General features: G+C 73.9%; 18 protein-coding genes and 1 pseudogene. 7 read left to right on the top strand and 12 right to left on the bottom strand.

The window, feature by feature from the left end; translation table 11 throughout:
- Positions 1-94: 94 nt before the first annotated feature.
- The 3 genes from BS73_RS10145 to BS73_RS37230 are packed head-to-tail and all read left to right on the top strand — an operon-like array spanning position 95 to position 2960.
- Positions 95-850: a (Fe-S)-binding protein gene (locus BS73_RS10145; protein ID WP_037571239.1), complete on the top strand. Its 756-nt coding sequence runs from the start codon at positions 95-97 to the stop codon at positions 848-850.
- The gene (locus BS73_RS10140) at positions 847-2307 is read left to right on the top strand and encodes a lactate utilization protein B (RefSeq protein WP_037571236.1); all 1461 of its coding nucleotides are present in this window, start codon (positions 847-849) and stop codon (positions 2305-2307) included. The genes BS73_RS10145 and BS73_RS10140 overlap by 4 nt, the downstream gene beginning before the upstream one ends.
- Entirely contained in the window at positions 2304-2960 is a 657-nt protein-coding gene (locus tag BS73_RS37230; RefSeq protein WP_037571234.1) for a LutC/YkgG family protein, read from the top strand. The genes BS73_RS10140 and BS73_RS37230 overlap by 4 nt, the downstream gene beginning before the upstream one ends.
- A 229-nt stretch (positions 2961-3189) precedes the next feature.
- Here BS73_RS37230 and BS73_RS10130 read toward each other — a convergent pair whose 3' ends face one another.
- A complete protein-coding gene (locus BS73_RS10130) occupies positions 3190-4041 on the bottom strand; it encodes a phytanoyl-CoA dioxygenase family protein (RefSeq protein WP_037571231.1) in 852 nt (283 codons plus the stop codon).
- Entirely contained in the window at positions 4038-4592 is a 555-nt protein-coding gene (locus BS73_RS10125) for a GNAT family N-acetyltransferase (protein ID WP_051939772.1), read from the bottom strand. The genes BS73_RS10130 and BS73_RS10125 overlap by 4 nt, the downstream gene beginning before the upstream one ends.
- Before the next feature lie 185 nt (positions 4593-4777).
- On the opposite strand from BS73_RS10125, the gene BS73_RS10120 reads away from it, so the two are divergent.
- The 3 genes from BS73_RS10120 (at position 4778) to BS73_RS10110 (ending at position 6693) form a co-directional block, all read left to right on the top strand.
- Positions 4778-5383, top strand: a complete 606-nt coding sequence (locus BS73_RS10120; protein ID WP_037571223.1) for a GNAT family N-acetyltransferase — start codon at positions 4778-4780, stop codon at positions 5381-5383.
- Between the two features lie 311 nt (positions 5384-5694).
- Positions 5695-5877: a hypothetical protein gene (locus BS73_RS10115; protein WP_037571221.1), complete on the top strand. Its 183-nt coding sequence runs from the start codon at positions 5695-5697 to the stop codon at positions 5875-5877.
- Between the two features lie 66 nt (positions 5878-5943).
- Positions 5944-6693, top strand: a complete 750-nt coding sequence (locus BS73_RS10110; RefSeq protein ID WP_037571219.1) for an SAM-dependent methyltransferase — start codon at positions 5944-5946, stop codon at positions 6691-6693.
- A gap of 55 nt (positions 6694-6748) precedes the next feature.
- Here the strand turns inward: BS73_RS10110 and BS73_RS10105 are convergent, their stop codons facing one another.
- Together BS73_RS10105 and BS73_RS10100 are read right to left on the bottom strand one after the other, a co-directional pair.
- On the bottom strand, positions 6749-7318 hold the full coding sequence (locus tag BS73_RS10105) for a Clp protease N-terminal domain-containing protein (RefSeq protein ID WP_037571218.1): 570 nt from the start codon (positions 7316-7318) through the stop codon (positions 6749-6751).
- Between the two features lie 2 nt (positions 7319-7320).
- Positions 7321-7581, bottom strand: a complete 261-nt coding sequence (locus BS73_RS10100) for a hypothetical protein (protein ID WP_051939771.1) — start codon at positions 7579-7581, stop codon at positions 7321-7323.
- A gap of 101 nt (positions 7582-7682) precedes the next feature.
- Between BS73_RS10100 and BS73_RS10095 the strand changes: the two genes are divergently transcribed.
- The gene (locus tag BS73_RS10095) at positions 7683-8378 is read left to right on the top strand and encodes a class I SAM-dependent methyltransferase (protein WP_037578959.1); all 696 of its coding nucleotides are present in this window, start codon (positions 7683-7685) and stop codon (positions 8376-8378) included.
- Between the two features lie 37 nt (positions 8379-8415).
- Here BS73_RS10095 and BS73_RS10090 read toward each other — a convergent pair whose 3' ends face one another.
- From BS73_RS10090 to BS73_RS10060, 8 genes and pseudogenes are all read right to left on the bottom strand, one after another.
- Positions 8416-9081 (bottom strand): hypothetical protein, encoded by a 666-nt coding sequence (locus BS73_RS10090; protein ID WP_152617566.1) that lies wholly within the window; start codon positions 9079-9081, stop codon positions 8416-8418.
- A gap of 57 nt (positions 9082-9138) precedes the next feature.
- Complete coding sequence (locus tag BS73_RS37220) at positions 9139-9303, bottom strand: hypothetical protein (protein ID WP_235215364.1); 165 nt, start codon at positions 9301-9303, stop codon at positions 9139-9141.
- Positions 9304-9418: 115 nt separating this feature from the next.
- Positions 9419-10912 carry a hypothetical protein gene (locus tag BS73_RS10085; RefSeq protein ID WP_037571211.1) on the bottom strand — a complete coding sequence of 498 codons (1494 nt, stop codon included), beginning with the start codon at positions 10910-10912 and terminating at the stop codon, positions 9419-9421.
- A gap of 139 nt (positions 10913-11051) precedes the next feature.
- Positions 11052-11696 carry a histidine phosphatase family protein gene (locus tag BS73_RS10080; protein ID WP_037571208.1) on the bottom strand — a complete coding sequence of 215 codons (645 nt, stop codon included), beginning with the start codon at positions 11694-11696 and terminating at the stop codon, positions 11052-11054.
- A 105-nt stretch (positions 11697-11801) separates the two neighbouring features.
- A complete protein-coding gene (locus BS73_RS10075) occupies positions 11802-14306 on the bottom strand; it encodes a beta-glucosidase H (RefSeq protein WP_051939770.1) in 2505 nt (834 codons plus the stop codon).
- 190 nt (positions 14307-14496) lie between these two features.
- Positions 14497-15366, bottom strand: a complete 870-nt coding sequence (locus BS73_RS10070) for a pirin family protein (protein ID WP_235215363.1) — start codon at positions 15364-15366, stop codon at positions 14497-14499.
- A gap of 12 nt (positions 15367-15378) precedes the next feature.
- A pseudogene (locus BS73_RS10065) lies at positions 15379-16430 on the bottom strand (ABC transporter ATP-binding protein).
- 77 nt (positions 16431-16507) lie between these two features.
- Complete coding sequence (locus BS73_RS10060) at positions 16508-17524, bottom strand: ABC transporter ATP-binding protein (protein WP_037571206.1); 1017 nt, start codon at positions 17522-17524, stop codon at positions 16508-16510.
- Position 17525 lies beyond the last annotated feature (1 nt).

The following is a 17525-nucleotide window of genomic DNA, read 5'->3' as shown; positions in this document are numbered from 1 at the left end:
ACGGGGTGGTCGGCGCGCTAGGTTGGTCGGCGGATCTTCCCCAGCGCAGATCGCAGCGCGATGTCGACGGTCAAGGAGCCAAGGAGCCGCCCCGATGCGTGTCGCCCTCTTCCTCACCTGCGTCAACGACGCGGTGCACCCGCGGACCGGCCGGGCGGTGGTCGCCCTGCTCGAGCGGTTGGGGGTCGAGGTCGACTTCCCGGCCGGCCAGACCTGCTGCGGCCAGCCGCAGTTCAACACCGGCTACCGCCGCGCCACCGAGCCGCTGGTGCGGCGGATGGACGAGGTCTTCCGGGACTACGAGTACGTGGTCAGCCCCTCCGGCTCCTGCGCGGCCATGGTCCGGGACAACTACCCGCGGATCGGCGCGAAGGCGATGGCCGAGGGCCGCGGCTCGGCGCTGGCCGACGCGGCCGGCCGACTGGTGCCCCGGGTACTGGAGTTGACCGAGTTCCTGGTCGACGTGCTGGGCGTGGAGGACGTCGGCGCGTACTACCCGCACAGCGTCACCTACCACCCCAGCTGCCACGGCCTGCGGATGCTGCGGCTCGGCGACCGGCCGCTGCGGCTGCTGCGCCGCGTCAAGGGCATCGACCTGCGGGAGCTGCCGGGCGCCGAGGAGTGCTGCGGCTTCGGCGGGACCTTCTCCGTCAAGAACCCCGACGTCTCGGCGGCCATGGGCGCGGACAAGGCCCGCAACGCGCTCTCCACCGGCGCCGAGGCGCTCTGCGGCGCGGACAACTCCTGCCTGCTGCACATCGGGGGCACCCTGCGGCGGGCCGACGCGCCGATGCGGACGGTCCACCTCGCCGAGATCCTGGCCAGCACCGAGCAGGAGGTCTACGCATGAGCCGGACGTTCGTCGGGATGCCGCCCTTCCCGACCGCGGCCAGGTCGTCCACCAAGGACGGGCAGCTGCGGGCCAACCTCACCCACGCCACCCACACCATCCGGGACAAGCGGGCGAAGGCCGTCGCCGAGCTGGACGACTGGGCGGAGCTGCGCGAGGCGGGCAAGCGGATCAAGGACCACACCCTCCGCCATCTCGACCACTATCTGGAGCAGTTGGAGGCGTCGGTCACCGCGGCCGGCGGCCAGGTGCACTGGGCGGCGGACGCCGCCGAGGCGAACCGGATCGTCACGGAGCTGGTGCGGGCGACCGGCGAGACCGAGGTGGTCAAGGTCAAGTCGATGGCCACCCAGGAGATCGAGCTCAACGAGGCCCTGGCCAAGGCCGGGATCAGCGCCTACGAGACCGACCTGGCGGAGCTGATCGTCCAGCTCGGGGACGACCTCCCCTCGCACATCCTGGTGCCGGCGATCCACAAGAACCGCAGCGAGATCCGGGACATCTTCCAGGACGCGATGGGCCGTTGGGGACGCCCCGCGCCCGAGGGGCTGACGGACCGCCCGGCGGAGCTGGCCGAGGCCGCGCGGCTGCACCTGCGGGAGAAGTTCCTGCGGGCGAAGGTCGGCATCTCCGGTGCCAACTTCATGATCGCGGAGACCGGGACCCTGGTGGTGCTGGAGTCCGAGGGCAACGGGCGGATGTGCCTCACCCTGCCGGAGACCCTGATCTCGGTGGTCGGCATCGAGAAGGTGCTGCCCCGATGGCAGGACCTGGAGGTGTTCCTGCAGCTGCTGCCGCGCTCGTCCACGGCGGAGCGGATGAACCCGTACACCTCGACCTGGACCGGGACCTCGGACGGCGACGGGCCGCAGCGGTTCCACCTCGTGCTGGTGGACAACGGGCGGACCGACACCCTGGCCGACACGGTCGGGCGGCAGGCGCTGCGCTGCATCCGCTGCTCGGCCTGCCTCAACGTCTGCCCGGTCTACGAGCGGGCCGGCGGCCACGCCTACGGCTCAGCCTACCCGGGGCCGATCGGTGCCATCCTCACGCCGCAACTGCGCGGGGTGGAGAGCGAGTTGGACGCCTCCCTGCCGTACGCCTCCTCGCTCTGCGGGGCCTGCTACGAGGTGTGCCCGGTGGCCATCGACATCCCCGAGGTGCTGGTGCACCTGCGGGAGCGGGTGGCCGAGGGCGGCGGGCACCGGGACGGCCATCGGGTCGAGGGCGCCGTGATGCGGGCTACCACCTGGCTCTTCGACCATCCGGCCGCGCTCGGCGCGGTGGAGCGCGCGGCGGGCGCGATGCGCGGACTGGTACCGCGGCGGCTGCCGGAGAAGCTGCCGCTGCCCGGGCCCGCGAAGGCCTGGAACGACAGCCGGGACCTGCCGGAGCTGCCCGAGGAGTCATTTCGCGACTGGTGGAAGAAGCGCGAGCAGCGAGGGAGCGGCGAGTGAGCAGCAGGGAGCAGGTGCTGGCCCGGATCCGCACCGCGCTGGCGGACGTGCCCCGGGAGTCGGAGGCCGCGCCGGACCCGGCGGCGGTCCCGCGCGGATACCGCACCACCCACACCGGGGAGGACCCGGCGGCGATCCGCGAGCTGCTGGCGGAGAACCTGGCCGACTACCGGGCGATCGTCCATCGCGTCGGCGACGAGTCGGAGGTGGCGGGCGCGGTCGGCCGGCTGCTCGCGGAGCGCGGCTCGAAGACGGTGGCGGTACCGGACGGGCTGCCGGCGGACTGGCTGGCCGAGGTGGCCGCCGGGACCGAACGGCTGGCGGAGGGGCCGGAGTTGACGGCCCGCCGGCTGGACTCGGTGGACAGCGTGGTCACCGGCTGCGCGGTGGCGATCGCCGAGACCGGCACGATCGTGCTGGACGCGGCCGAGGGGCAGGGCCGGCGCCGGCTCACCCTCGTCCCGGACCACCACATCTGCGTGATCCGGCCAGGGCAGATCGTTGCCTCGGTGCCGCAGGCGCTGCCCCGGCTGGACCCGCGCCGGCCGCAGACCTGGATCTCCGGACCGTCCGCGACCAGCGACATCGAGCTCGACCGGGTGGAGGGGGTCCATGGGCCGCGCACGCTGGAGGTCGTGCTGATCGACGACTGAGCGGGGCCGGCGGGCGGCCGGCGGGCGGGGGCCGGCTGGTGGGCGGGGCTCGCTGGCGGCTGAGGGTCTCTTGGTGGGCGGGGGCTTGCTGGCGGCCGAGAGTCTCCTGGCGGGCGGGGGGCCCGCTGGCGGCCCAGGGCCTGCTAGCGGCCAGGGCCCGCTGGCGGCCAGGGCCCGCTGGCGGCCAGGGCCCGCTAGCGGCCAGGGCCCGCTAGCGACCGGGGGCCCGCTAGCCGCCCAGGGCTCGCTGGCGGCCGAGGGCCTGCAGCACGGCCCGCTCCACGGGGGAGTGGTCGGCGGCCGGGCCGCCGGGAGCCGGGGCCTCCGCCGGCTCGGGGCCGAGGTCGAGCAGCCCGGTGGGCATCAGGGGCGGCTGGGCCATGAACTTCGGGCGCCGCCCGCGGTTCCGCTGGGCCGCGTGGATCAGGAACGGATGGCAGAGGTACACGTCCCCGGCCCGGCCGGTGGCCGTCACGGTCGGGCGCGCGGGCGAGTCCAGCGCGCCTGCCGCGTCCATCCGGTGGCAGAGCTCCAGGCCGTCCACCCCGCGCTCGCCGTAGGGGACGAGGAACGGCGGGACGTCCAGATGCGAGCCGACCTTGATGCGGGTGGGCGCGTCCTCGGGTCCGGTGTCGGAGAAGAGGAACAGCATCAGCAGCGCGCGCCCGCGGGAGCGGAGGTTGAGCCAGTAGGTCCGCTCGCCCTCGGGGGTGTAGCTGCCGTCCATGTGCCAGCCGGCGTCGCCGGGGTCGTCCGGGTGCGGAAAGCGGATCGGGAACGTGCCGATGCCGTCCCTGGGCATCCAGCGGCCCGGGCCGACCAGCTGGTCGAAGGCGGAGTGGAGGCGGGCGGTGCGGGCCGCCCGCCGGAAGGGCTCCGCGCCGAAGCCCATCAGGCGGACGACCGGCCGCGTCCAGGTCGACGGGTCGTCGGCGTCGATCCCGGTCTCCTCGGCCACCGCCTTCGCCAGGAACGCCCGGCAGTCGTCGGCGACCTCGGTCGGGAAGGCGCCGGCCAACCGGACGAAACCGTCCCGTACGAAGGCCTCGACCTCGTCCGGTGAGAGGGGCTTCTCGGTCACGAGGGCGATTCTCGGGAACCCGCGGGCCGCGCGTCCAGCGATTTCTCCAGCACCAGCTCACGGGTCGTCCCGTCCGGGAGGAGGTCGCCGAGGACCGCGGAGTCCTGGAAGCCGTGCCTGCGGTAGGCGGCCGTCGCCGGCGCGTTGCCCGGGATCACCGCGAGCCGGAGGGTGCGTGCCCCGCGCCGCCGGGCCCAGGCCTCGACCTCGCCGATCAGCAGGTCCGCCACGCCGCGCCCGCGGGCCTGCGGCGCCACCCAGAGCGAGCGCAGCTCGCAGGCCTCGGCGGGATCGTGGCCCGAGGGGACGCCGCTGGCCAGCCCGACCGGCTCGCCCGCCGAGCGGGCGACCAGGTTCAGTGCCCGCGGATCCGCCAGCCGCTCGCGCCAGCGCGCCTCGCCGCCGCGCTCCCAGTCCGCCAGACGGGACTTGAACGCCTGCGGAGCCTGGGCGAGGGCGGCCAGCCGCAGTCCGCGCCACAACTCCCAGTCCTGCTCGCCGACCGCCTGGATCCGCGCCGCCGGCCCGGCGGGCCGCTGATGGTCCGTCATGTCGCCTCCCTGGCAACCGGTTCTGTGATCGCCGGACGGTCTCCGAGGTCGGGTGACACGCGAGTCCTCTCGGCGTGGGACGTGAGAGGATCCTCGGGTTTTCGGTCCCGAAGGTCCAGTTCTCCCAGATACCGGACAGTACGAAACCGGACAGCACGAAACCGACAGTACGAAAGCAGGCTCGGATGTTCGCGGTATCCCTCGGCCAGGACGGCGCCCGGTTGTTCCCGCTGGAGCCGCGGCACGCCGATGAGCTGCTGGCCGACATCGACCGCGGGCGGGAGTCCATCGGCCGGTACATCGGCCTGGCGGACGCCGTCACCGATCTCGCCTCCAGCCGCGCCTTCCTCCGGTCCTACGCGGAGAAGGCGGCGGCCGACACCGGGCGGATCTACGGGATCCGGACGGCCGAGGGCACGCTGGTCGGCGGCGTCCTCTTCCGCACCATGGACCTCGCGCGCGGCACCGCCGAGGCGGGCTGCTGGCTGGAGCCGGCCGGCGTCGGCCGGGGGCTGGTCACCAGGGCCGCTCGGGTGATCATCGACTGGGCCGTGGAGGAGCGGGGGATCCACCGGGTGGAGTGGGTCGTCTGCTCCGAGAACCGGCCGAGCATCGCGGTGGCGGAGCGGCTGGGGATGTCCAGGGACGGTGTGCTGCGGGGAGCCAACCTCCACCGAGGGGTGCGGCAGGATCTGGAGGTCTGGTCGGTGCTGGCGCCGGAGTGGCGCGCCGGGCGGGCGGGGCGGGCGGACGGGACGGCTCGGTCGGGTGACTCGGGCCACTCGGGCTGACGGAGGTCCCCGAGGGCCGGGACCGAGGTCGCTGGCGGCGGGCTGCCCGGCCGGTTCAGGGTAGTCAGGTGCGGTATCCACGTATCCCGGCAGGCGACCACGGCGAGGAAAGTCAGCAGATGAAGCTCAGGAGCAGGATGATCGCGGTATCCGGTCTCACCGCCGCGGTGCTGGCCGGCGGGGCGGCCGCGGCGTCGGCGGCGTCGGCAGCGTCGCCGGCCTCGGCAGCGTCGCCGGCCTCGGCGCCCGGGCCTTCTTGCTCTGCTCCCTCCGCTCCCTCCGCTCCCTCCGCTCCCTCCGCTCCCTCCGCCTTGCAGCCCGCGGGTGGCGGCCCGGTCCACTCCGCGCAGCACAGCGGCGGCGGTCACCTGGTGCTGGACCTCTACGGCAACCGGATCCAGGAGGCCTGGGTCGCCGGGAACGCGTTCGAGTGGGGACCGGACGAGTCGGCGGCGCCGCTCGCCTCGGCCGCCGCGCCGGCACTTCTGGTCTGAGCAGCGGCCGAGCGGGATTTCGGAAACCGGGTGCGGCCGTGCCCTGCGCGATGTGAGGGTACCCGGGTGGAACGAGACGAACTATCGAGACTCGCGCACGCGTGGCACCCCGTGGCGGCCCCGTTGACCGACGAGGCGGTCGCCCGCCTGCTGGAGCGGGCGCTGCCCGCGGGCACCGACGAGTACGCCGGGAGCCGGATGCTCGACCTCGGCTGCGGTCGCGGCGAATGGCTGGTCCGGGCGCTGGAGCGGCGGCCCGGGCTGCGGGCCGTCGGCGTCGACCTCTCCGCCGGCGCGCTGGCGGAGGCCCGGGAGTCGGCGCGGCGGCGCGGCGTCGAGGACCGCCTGGAACTGCGCACCGGGGACGCCAACGAGGCCGCCGGGGAGGGCGGTTACGACCTGGTCGCCTGCGTGGGCGCGGCGCACGCCTTCGGCGGACTGCGTGGGACGATCGAGGCGGCCGGCCGACACGTCGCGCCCGGCGGGCGACTGCTCGTCGGCGACGGTTTCTGGGAGGGCAAGCCGACGCCGGAGGCCGAGGAGATCTTCGGCGAGTTCCCCGACCTGGCGGGCACCGTCGGACTCGCCGTCCAGGCGGGCTGGGCCCCGGTCTACGGGCACATCAGCACCCGCGAGGAGCTCGACGAGTACGAGTGGTGCTGGACCGGCGCGCTGACCGCCGCGGCGCTGGAGCCGGGATTCCCGGCCGAGGACCGCGAGCAGGCGCTCTCGCTCGCCGCCGAGCACCGGGCGGAGTGGCTGCGCGACTACCGTGACTGCTTCGGCTTCGTCTGCCTGGTGCTGCAACGGAGTTGACGGGATCGGCGTAGGGCGGCGCCGACCGGAGCCGCCCTACGCCCGCTGTCGCCGGCTATCCGGCCTCGGTGCCCCCAGTGTCCCCGGCCTCCCCGGTGGCGCGGTCGAGGACCGAGCGCCGCAGGGCGGCGGTGTCGACCTCCAGCGCCTCCAGCACCTGGATGCCGACACCCTCACCCGCCGCCAGCAGGCCGAGCAGCATGTCTTCGGTGTCGATCCGCATCGGATGCCCCAGCGCGGCGGCCTCGTGCACCGTCATCTCCAGCGCCTTCTTGGCGTGCGGGGTGTAGGCGGGGCGGGGGAACTGGAACTGGCCCGGCCCGAACTCGTCGTCGGCCCGGCGCTGGATCTCGGCCACATCGATGCCGAGCGAGGCCAGGGCCTCCTTGGCAGGCTGGCCGCCGGTGGCGGGGACGCCCGCCTCGGTGAGCAGCCGCACCGTCTCGTCGCGCACCCGTTCCAGCTCCACACCGTGGGCGCGCAGTACCTCGCTCGCGGTGCCGGCGGTCTGTGCCAGGCCGATGAGGATGTGCTCGGTGCCGATGAAGTCGTGGCCCAGTGCGATGGCCACGTCCTGTGAGGCCACCACCGCTCGCTTGGCGAGCTCCGTGAAACGGTCGAACACCTTCAGTCCTCCTTGCCCATGGCCTTGCGCCTGCTCGCATGCTTCTCGTGCACCGACTGCCTGCTGACCCGCAGTTCCGTCGCGATGCTCTGCCACGTCCAGCCCTGCGCGCGGGCGTTGTCGACGTGCAGCCGTTCCAGTTCCTCCAGCAGCCTCCGCAGTGCGGCGACCGCCCGGAGCCCGACGGCGGGGTCCTTGCTGGTGACCTTGCCCGCAAGTGCGGCGGCGCCGCCTTCGTCTTCCTCTTCGCCTTCACCACTCATGCCGTCAGGATTCCCTGACACGGCGGCGTGTGTCAAGGAAGCCTGACAGATGCGCGGAACCAGAGTGCCGCGCGGGCCGTTCGACCGGTATGGGGATCACGATGCGAACGGGATACCAGGGCACCGGCCCCGGGGCGATCACCCCGGACGGCTGCGCCGTCGAGCTGTACGCGCGGCTGCCGGTACGGGACGAGCCGGACATCATCGCGGGGGCGGTGCCGGCCGGCGCGCACATCCTCGAACTCGGTTGCGGGGTGGGGCGGGTGACCCACGCCCTGCTCGAACGGGGCTTCACCGTCACGGCGGTGGACGAGTCGGCGGAGATGCTCGCGCGGGTACGCGGCGCCGCGCGCAAGATCCAGAGCCCGATCGAGAGCCTCGACCTCGACCAGCGGTTCGACGTGGTGATGCTGGCGTCGTTCCTGGTGCACGCGGGGGACCCGGAGGTGCGGCGGGGGCTGCTCCGTACCTGCGCGAAGCATGTCGCCGAGGGCGGCTGCGTGCTGATCCAGCGCGAGGGCGAGGGCTGGCACGACAACCTCCCGCGCGAGCGGGTCGACCCGGCGGGCTACACGGCCCGGATCGTCTCCTCCACCCCGGTCGGCGACGACGGCGTCCACTCGGTCCACGCGGAGTACGACTTCCCGGACGCCGGCTGGACCCAGACCTTCCTCTGCAAACTCCTCACCACCCCCGAATTCGAGTCCCTCCTCTCCGAGGCGGGCCTCACGGTGGACAAGTACCTGACGGGTGACGGCACTTGGGTTCTATGCCGGCGGGTGGGGGAGATCGGCTGATCGTGACAACGAGGTGAGCTCCCGAGGAGCGGGCGGATCAGCCGAGGACGCGGGTGATGTTCGAGAGAACGGGTGACGAGCCTTCGCTCGTCTGCTGCCGAGGTGGAGTGGGCGTGCCGAAGGTGACGGTGCGGGCGATTCCGTCCAGAACGCCTGCGTAGTACGCGGCATCCGTGACCGAGGCGGTGCTGAGGTCGATGACGACCACGCGCTGGGCCCCGGGCATCGGGATGACGGCCTGCGCCTGCCATGCCGCAGGCGGTGCCTCGCCCACGTCGCTCGGCGGGAGCGTCATCCGCATGACGAAGACCGCCGGCCCGCATGGGAGTTCGACCGCGGTCGCCGACATGCCCGGGGTGTGAGCGGATCCGCCTTCGGAGTGGGCCGCCAAGATCTGGGCCGCAGCGATATGCGCCTTCGTCTCGGGACTGCCCTTGACGAACACGTTGAGGGTGGCCGTGGACACGCTGCCGTCGTCCGCGCGGAAGTAGCCGAAGCCGATGTACACGGCTCCAGCCGCAATCAAGGATCCGAAGACGGTGCCGTACAGGTCCCGCAGCTTCTGGGCTTCGACTCCGGCAGCCGTGGAGATCTGGGCGATTCTCGGCTGGAGCTCATCGGCCAGGACTTCGGGATCGTCCAGCGCGGGGAGACCGAAAAACCCCTGCGGGATGGTGTAGCCCAGGTCGATCGACGGCTTCACGGGCAACCTCATCGGTGTTCGAGTTTCCGGCGGGCGCTGCGGTTCTCATCAGATTCGCTACTCGGAGTACATCCGCCAACTGTTTCCGCCCTTGAAGGTCTTGAAGCCGGTGAACCGGAACCCGTACTCGGAGGCGATCTCGTCGATCCGCTCGACCGAGACCTTGCTGGCCGCAGGGTCGAGGCCCACCTTTGTCCCGCTGCCGCGGGCGCGGTCGAACACCTTCCGGACGTTGCCCTCGTGGTCCCCTGGAGTCGCGTTCTTCTTCAGGAAGCGAAAGATCTCCGTACCTCCGATAGTCAAGTGGCCCGCCGTGCTGCCGTCAGGTCTCCGCCGGTTAGCCGGCATGGTGCAGGAGGCCCCTGAGCATTTTGTACGAGTCGATCGCCGCAGGGACCGCGGTCGTCGTGCCATAGGAGTCGTTCGCGGCTTTGAAGTGCTCGTTGTCACCCACCTCCGGCACCAGTCCCTCGGTGGCCAGCGAAGCGCCGGCGACATTGAGGCCGAGTTGGAACCGCCTTGCGGCCAGCTCGGAAGCATCGCTCATCTGATTCCAGTCTCCGGTGTGCACCTTGTTGACGACGCGCTGGAGGGTTTCGCCGACCGCGTTCTCGCCGCCGGCCTCCTTCCCCACCTCCTGCGCTCCGCGCCAAAGCGACTCGGCTTTTCCGGCGTCCGCCGCAAGACCGGCGATCTCGGAGGAACCCCGGGCAAGGCTGATGCCCTTCGCGGCCATCCCGACCCCGGGCAGGGCGCCGAGTGCGTCTCCTGCAAGCGCGATCCAGGTGCCGGGCTTGGAGAAGGCGCCCTCCTCATGGAAGTCCTGTCGAAGGTGCTCCTCGAACGCGCCTGCGCTCAGCAGAACCGCCGGGAGGGCGAAGATCGGGCAGAACAGTGCGACTACTCCGCACACCGCCGCCGCTGCCGAGAGGATGTCGCCGCTGTGGTCCTTGAGCCAGTCGCCGGCCTGCTGCCAGAAGCCGGGTCGGTGTGGGGCCGAGTCCTTCGCGTCCGCGTGGAGGGTTCTGGCCACGGCGGAGGCGTCCTCGGAGTAGGCGTCGGCGAGGGACTTGGCCTCGGAGATCACCTGCTGGAGGGAGGAGTACGCGGAGGACGCCCGCTTGGTGGCGTCCTCGACGGCGGACAGCGCGGCCTTGATGCCGGCTTCGGCCTGCCGCAGCTTCGCGTCGCTGCCGAAGTGCCGGTCCTGGAGGGCGAGGGATCCCTTGTGGTCGGCGGCTGTTGACACCGCGTCGGCCCAGGCGCGGCCGAACGCCGTTCGCGCGGACTGGGCGTCGGCCTCGTAGCCGCGGGCCTTCGCCTGGTAGCCCTCCAGGCGGGCCTGCCAGCCGCGGAGGTCGCTGGACGCCTTGCCCAGCGACTGCTGCCCCTCCTCCAGGTACTTCGGCAGGACGTCGCTCAGCTTCCGGTGGAAGGCCTCGGCGGCCTCGCCCTGCCAGGAGTCCCGGTCCGCCTGCATCCGCTGGACCAGGGCGTGCGCATGGCCGAGCCGGTGCCCCGCGTCGGCCAACGCCGAGACCAGGCGGGCCACTTCGGACAGGTCCCCGGCGGCGGGGTCGAAGCCCAGGGCCGGGTATCTGCTGCCGGGGGCCGGCAGGCGTCCCACCGCGGCGAAGCGGGGCGCTCCGGCCGTGCCGGAGTAGGTCGGCGACACGGTGACGGCCTCGGCCATGGTCGTCACGGCGCCGGCGGCGGCGAGGACGTCGCCGATCTGAGGGCCGGGGGAGCCGAGGACGCCCAGCGGGTCCGCGCCGCCGGCGCCGGCGCCGCCCGCGTCGCCGAGGATGTCGTAGCCGTCCTGCCAGGGCATCTGGGGTGTCCTTCTGGTGGGGAAGGGGGAGCCCAACGTACTGGGGGAGGGGGTCGGAGCAGGGGCGACGGCGGGGGAAGCACCCGGAAGGTTGGTGGCGTGGGCGGGGGCTGACCGGGTGGTTGACGGTGGGGTGGGGTCAGGGGTGGATGTTCCAGCCGGTGACGACCGGGCGGCCGTGTTCCAGGCCGAGGGTGCTGAGGGCCGCGGTGTCCAGGCGGAAGAGGGCGCCGGCGGAGGCCGGGAGGCCGAGGCGGCGGGCGGTGAGGACGCGGAGGACGTGGGAGTGGGCGACCAGCACCACGTCCCCGCCCCGGTCGTCGCCCCAGTCGTCTCCCCGGTCCCCGCCCCGGTCGTCGGCGAGGGCGTCGCCGACGTAGGCCAGCACGCGGTCGACACGCGCCCCGACCTCCTCGACCGTCTCGCCCGGGTGGTCCGGCGGGCCCGGGGCCACGCCGTCGGTCCACAGGTACCAGTCGGGCCGGGTGCGGTGGATCTCGTCGGTGCTGACGCCCTCGTAGCCGCCGTAGTCCCATTCGTGGAGGTCGGGCGTGGTCTCGAACTTCACCCGGTCGGGGGTGAGCCCGGCCAGCTCGGCCGTGCGCTGGGCGCGGCCGAGCGGGCTGGCCAGGACGCGGGCGATCCGGCGGCCGGCCAGCAGCGGGCGGAGGGCGCGGGCCTGCTGCTCGCCGTGGGCGGTGAGCGGGAGGTCGGTCCAGCCGGTGTGCTGTCCGCTCCGGCTCCATTCGGTCTCGCCGTGCCGGATCAGGACGAGTTCGCCCATCGTCGTGTCGCCGCCTTCGCTCGCCGGTTTTCCGTTGTCGTGGCGAGCCGGTGTAACGGGGCGGGGCATCCGGTCATTCCGGATCGGGGCGAGGGGTGGGCAAGATCACGGGACGAGGCCCCCGGCGCGGGTGAGCGCCGCCCGGAGCGGGAGGTCGGTGGAGGAGTCGCCCAGCATCAGCCGGTACGTCCCCGGGGCGACGGTCCAGGCGTTGGCCGTCGTGGACCAGGTGGCGAAGGCGCGCGGGTCCAGGGTGAGGGTGACGGTGCGGGTCTGGCCGGGGGAGAGGGAGACCTTCTGAAAGGCCTTCAGCTGCTCCGGCGGCTCGCCCGTGGAGCCCGGATCGCCCACGTAGGCCTGGACGACGTCGGATCCGGCGCGCGGACCGGTGTCGGTGATGTCGGCTCGCAGGGTCACCGCCCCCCGCCTCCCTCCGGTGGAGGCCACCCGGAGGTCGCTGAGGCGGAAGTGGGTGTAGGAGAGGCCGTAGCCGAAGGCGAAGAGCGGGGCGATGTGCTGCCCGCTGTACCACCGGTAGCCCACGCCCAGGCCCTCGGAGTACCGCACCTGCCCGTCCGTGCCCGGCCACTGCGCGGCGGTCGACGCCGGCACGTCGGAGAGGCTCGCCGGGAAGGTGACCGGGAGCTTGCCGGACGGGTCGGCGTCGCCGAAGAGGAGGGCGGCGATCGCCGAGCCGTCCTCCTGCCCCGGGTACCAGGCCTCGAAGACCCCGCGGACCTGCTTCAGCCACGGCATGGCGACGGCGGAGCCGGTGTTGAGGACGACCACGGTGTTCGGGTTGGCCTTGGCCACCGCCGAGATCAGCGCGTCCTGTCCGCCGCCGAGGCCCAGCGTCGGGCGGTCCATGGCCTCGGACTCCGGCGTGCCGGCGAAGACCACCGCCACCGCGGACCGCTTCGCCTCGGCCGCCGCCGCGCCGATGGTCCGCGCGGTGGTGGCCGCGTCCGACCAGGTGAGGGAGGTGCTGGGGCCGTCGATGGCCAGCGGGTAGTGCTGACCCGCGGTCAGGTGCACCAGCTCGGAGGCGGCGTGGTCGCCGGGGGTGGCGCCGATGGTGAAGAGCGGCCTGCCCTCGACGGAGAGGGTGGTCGGGGTGTAGGTGCTGGCCGAGTTGGCGGCGGACAGGACGTAGTCGCCGGTCGTCGGCACGGTCAGGGTGGCCGAGTAGCGCGCCCCCGGCAGGTACGGCACGCTCAGGTCCTGGGCCGGAACGGGGGTGAACTCGCTGAGCGGGGCGATGCCCTGGGCGTACCGGACGTCGGCCGAGGAGCCCGCCCGGGAACTGATCCCCTGGTACGGGGTGGTCAGCCGCGGGGCGGTCACATGCGCGCTGCCGCCTCCGCCGCTGACCGCGTCCGGCCCGGCGTCGTCGCCGATCACGGCGATCGAGCGGGCGTGGGCGCCGCTCAGCGGCAGCAGCCCGGCGGAGTCCTTCAGCAGCACCGTGCCGTCCTCGGCGACGCCGCGGGCGACCGCCGTGTGCTGGGCGCTGGTCACCGTCGCGGAGGGCGAGCCGGTGGCGGGCCGGTCGAAGAGGCCGAAGCGGAACTCCTCGGTGAGCACCCGGGTCACCATGTCGTTCACCCGGGAGAGCGGCACCTGCCCGGCCGCCACCGCGGCCTTGAGCGCGGCGTCGAAGTACGGGTCGGTGGCGCCGCCCGGCATCTCCAGGTCGAGGCCGACGTTCGCGGAGTCGGCGGTGGAGTGGGTGCCCCACCAGTCGGACATCACCGGACCGGTGAACTTCCAGTCGTCCTTGAGGATCTGACGGAGCGTCTGGTCGTCGGAGCAGGCGTCGGAGCCGTTGATGTAGCTGTAGGAGCACATCACCGAGGCGGCGCCGGCCTGCTTGACGGCGCTCTCGAACTGCGGCAGGTAGATCTCGTGGAGGGTGCGCTGGTCGACGACGGCGTCGTCGGCCGGGCTGTTGCGGTTCGCCTCCTGGTTGTAGACCGCGAAGTGCTTGGCCACGGCCAGCACGCCCTGGCTCTGCACCCCCTCGATGTCGGCGTCGCCCAGCTGCGCGGTGAGGTAGGGGTCCTCGCTGTAGGTCTCGAAGGCCCGGCCCCAGCGCGGGTCGCGGACGATGTTGATGGTCGGACCGAGGTCGACGTCGGCGCCCTTGCCGCGCTCCTCGGCGCCGACCACCGCGCCGTACCGGCCGGCCAGTCCGGTGTCCCAGGTGGACGCGAGGGAGACGGGGGCCGGGAGCTGGGTGACCCCGGTCATCCCGTCGGCGACCCCGGCGGGGCCGTCCTCCAGGGTGAGCGCGGGGACGCAGAGCCGGCTGATCGCCGGGACGATGCCGACGTATGTCGACATGCCGATTCCGTGCACCATCTGGATCTTCTCGTCCAGGGTCATCCGGGCGAGGACCTCGCCGGCGCGGGTGCCGGGGGACGCCGACTGGCCGACCCACGGGCAGGACGCGGTGGACGCGGTGGACGCAGACGCGGTGGACGCGGCCGGGGAGGCGCCGGTCGGCGGAGAGGCGGCGGCGGACGGGAGCCCGGCCCCGGCGCACAGCGCGACCGCCGCGCCGGCGGCCGTCGCGAGGCGGAGCCTGCGCGAACGCGAACTTGCGGACAACGTTCCTCCTGGGTGGGGATCGTCCGAATCCGGCCTGGGGAGACGCACCCACTCGGCTGTGGTGCGGGTGGACTGTGGTCCTGGGCTGGCTGGGCTGGCTGGGCTGGCTGGGCCGGCTGGGCTGTGCTCGGGGTGCAGGAGGGATGGTCCCGCCGGGTTATGACGTGGTCAAGACAGAAAGCGTGAAAGCTCAGCCCAGCAGGTCCCTGAGGTCCAAGTCCATCTCCCAGGCGAGGAGTTCGGCGCCGCCGCTGGCCGCGGCCGTGACGCCGAGCCCCTCGGGGGAGCGGCGGATCCGCACCGCGTCGCCGGCGGCCAGTGGCACGGCGCCGCTGCCGCCGCCGTCGCCGTCGCCGTCGAGGGTCACCTCGCCGCTCACGACGAGGAGATGGAGGTACGCGGCCCCGGCGGGCAGCGGCAGTGATCCGCCCGGGCCGAGCCGGGCGGCGTGGAGCGCGGCGCCGCGCTGCCGGAGGCCGATCGCGCCGGTGCCCTCGTCCCGGGGCCGCCCGGAGGCGAGCACCGTCCAGCCGCCGGACTCCAGGCGGCCGCCGACCTCCCGCTGCTCGTAGCCGGGCTCGCCGCCGTGGACGTCCGGCGCCAGCCACATCTGCACGTAGTGCACCGGCTCGGCGGCGGAGGCGTTGCGCTCGCTGTGCCGGACGCCGCTGCCCGCGCTCATCCGCTGCACCTGGCCGGGCCGCAGCTCGCCCCGGTGGCCCGCGGAGTCCTCGTGGGCGAGGGCGCCCGCCAGCACCCAGGTGACGATCTCGGTCTCGCGGTGGGGATGGGTGTCGAAGCCGGCGCCGGGCGCGAGCACCTCCTCGTTGCATGCCAGCAGCAGACCGAAGTGGGTGTTCTCCGGGTCGAAGTGCTGGGAGAAGGAGAACGAGTGCCGGGAGTCCAGCCGCCCCTCCTCCAGGGTCCGGAAGCGGGCGCCGGCGCGCCGGACGTCGATGCCGGGCGTGCCGGACCTGCCGGGCGTGCCGGACCTGCCGGGCGTGCCGGACCTGCCGGCCTCGCCGGGGTTGCCGGTCGCGGGGGAGGAGTGGGGCGTCACCGGGCCATCATCTCAATCCCCCTCGGTCGGCCGCCGCGCGGCCGAGGCCCAGTGGCAGGCGACGCCGGGCGTGCCGCCCGCCAGCACCGGGAGATCGGCGGTCCGGCAGAGCTCCGCGACCCCTGCGGCCTCGGCGCGGCCGTCGGCGAGCACCGGGCAACGTGGCCGGAACCGGCAGCCGGTCGGCACGCGGGTGGGATCGGGCGGCTCGCCGGCGAGGACGGCCGGGCCGCCGGCCGCCGGGCGGTTCTCCGGAAGGACGGACAGCAGCGCCTGGGTGTAGGGGTGCTGAGGGTTCGTCAGCACCTCCTCCACGGTTCCGGTCTCCACGATCCGGCCCAGGTACATCACCGCCACCCGGTCGGCGATGTTCCAGGCCAGGCCGAGGTCGTGGGTGACGACCAGGGCGGACAGGCCCAACTCGGTACGCAGGCGCAGCAGCAGGGCCAGGATCTCCCCGCGCACGGAGGCGTCCAGCGAGGCCACCGGCTCGTCGGCGACCAGCAGCGCCGGGCGCAGCACCAGCGCGCCTGCGATCACCACCCGCTGCCGCTGGCCGCCGGAGAGCTCGTGCGGGTAGCGGAGGAAGAACCGCTCGGGGGGACGCAGCCCGGCACGGGCCAGCGCCTCGGCGACCAGGGCGCGCTCGTCGCGATGCGACCCCTTCCCGCCGTTCCCGCCGTCCGCCCCGCCCCTGTCCTCAGCCCCGCCCCCTCCTCGGCCCCGCCCCCCTCCTCGGCCCCGTAGCGGCCATGGATGCGGAGCCCCTCCGCGACCGCCTCGTACACCGTGTGCCGGGGGTTGAGCGCCCCGGAGGGGTCCTGGAGCACCAGCTGCACCTGCCGCCGGTAGGCCTTCAGCGCCGCCGACCGGTACGTCAGCGGGCGGCCCCGCCAGCGGACCTCGCCGGCCGTCGGCCGCACCAGCCCGAGCAGCGCCCGGGCCAGCGTGGACTTCCCGCAGCCGGACTCCCCGACCAGCGCCACGATCTCGCCCGCGCCGACGTCCAGATCCACCCCGTCCACGGCCCGCGCGACACCCCGCCCCCGCGCGCGGAAGTCCACCCGCAACGCGTCGGCGGCCAGCGCGGGGCCCGCGGTCCCCGTCCCCGCGCCGCCACCGCTGGTACCGACCGAGGCCGTCACGCCGGACTCCCTTCCTCTTCTTCGAGTCCGCGCGGCACGTGCGGCCCGGCCGGACCCGCGCCGACCAGCAGGCAGGCCGCACGGCGGCCCGGGCCCGCCGCCGTCAGCGCCGGGTCGGAGCGGGCGCATTCCGGGCGGGCGCTCGGGCAGCGCGGATGGAAGGCGCAGCCCGGTGGGGGCGCCAGAGGGTCGGGCGGGTCGCCGGGGAGGCCGCGAGGGCGCATCCGGGCCGCCGGGTCGCCGATCCGGGGGAAGGCGGAGCCCAGCGCGGCGCTGTACGGGTGGGCGGCGTCGGTGAAGAGCGAGCCCGCCGGGCCCTCCTCGACGATCCGGCCGGAGTACATCACCGCGATCCGGTCGCAGGTCTCGGCGAGGACGGCCAGGTCGTGGCTGATCATCAGCAGCCCGATCCCGCGCTCCCCGACCAGCCGGCCGAGCAGCTCCAGGATCTGCGCCTGCACCATGACGTCCAGGGCGGTGGTCGGCTCGTCGGCGATGACCAGGTCGGGCGAGCAGGCCAGCGCCATGGCGATCATCACCCGCTGCCGCTGCCCGCCGGAGAGCTCGTGGGGGTACGCCCGGGCCCGCGCCGCCGGCAGGCCGACCTGTTCGAGGAGCTCCCCGGCCCGCCGCCGGGCGGCCGGCCGCCGCACGCCCCGCTCGTGGAGGAGGATCGGCTCGGCGAGCTGCTCGCCGATCCGGTGGACCGGGTTGAGGGCGTGCATCGCACCCTGGAAGACCACCGAGGCCCCGGCCCAGCGGACCGCCCGCAGCCGCCCCCACGGGAGGCCGAGGAGGTCCTGCCCGTGGAGTTCGGCCCGCCCGGTGACCAGGGTCCCCGGCGGCAGCAGCCGCAGCAGCGCCAGCGCCAGGGTGGACTTCCCCGAGCCGGACTCCCCGGCCAGGCCCAGCCGCTGCCCGGCGGCCAGCTCCAGGTCCACCCCGCGGACGGCGGGCACCCCGCCGGGGTAGGCCACCCGCAGGTCCCGGACCCGCAGCAGGATCTCGTCCATC

This window comes from Phaeacidiphilus oryzae TH49 (assembly GCF_000744815.1).
GTDB classification, from domain to species: Bacteria; Actinomycetota; Actinomycetes; order Streptomycetales; family Streptomycetaceae; genus Phaeacidiphilus; species Phaeacidiphilus oryzae.
Note: the sequence above shows the minus strand (reverse complement) of the source record. Positions and strands in the feature narration are given on the sequence as shown.

What these genes read in the sequence shown, in the direction of transcription:
- BS73_RS10085 (WP_037571211.1), bottom strand. Translation starts at nt 10,912, where the DNA reads ATGCCCTGGCAGGACGGCTACGACATCCTCGGCGACGCGGGCGGCGCC.
- BS73_RS10100 (WP_051939771.1), bottom strand. Translation starts at nt 7,581, where the DNA reads ATGAGTGGTGAAGGCGAAGAGGAAGACGAAGGCGGCGCCGCCGCACTT.
- BS73_RS10140 (WP_037571236.1), top strand. Translation starts at nt 847, where the DNA reads ATGAGCCGGACGTTCGTCGGGATGCCGCCCTTCCCGACCGCGGCCAGG.
- BS73_RS10125 (WP_051939772.1), bottom strand. Translation starts at nt 4,592, where the DNA reads ATGACGGACCATCAGCGGCCCGCCGGGCCGGCGGCGCGGATCCAGGCG.
- BS73_RS10060 (WP_037571206.1), bottom strand. Translation starts at nt 17,524, where the DNA reads ATGGACGAGATCCTGCTGCGGGTCCGGGACCTGCGGGTGGCCTACCCC.
- BS73_RS10145 (WP_037571239.1), top strand. Translation starts at nt 95, where the DNA reads ATGCGTGTCGCCCTCTTCCTCACCTGCGTCAACGACGCGGTGCACCCG.
- BS73_RS10080 (WP_037571208.1), bottom strand. Translation starts at nt 11,696, where the DNA reads ATGGGCGAACTCGTCCTGATCCGGCACGGCGAGACCGAATGGAGCCGG.
- BS73_RS10095 (WP_037578959.1), top strand. Translation starts at nt 7,683, where the DNA reads ATGCGAACGGGATACCAGGGCACCGGCCCCGGGGCGATCACCCCGGAC.
- BS73_RS10120 (WP_037571223.1), top strand. Translation starts at nt 4,778, where the DNA reads ATGTTCGCGGTATCCCTCGGCCAGGACGGCGCCCGGTTGTTCCCGCTG.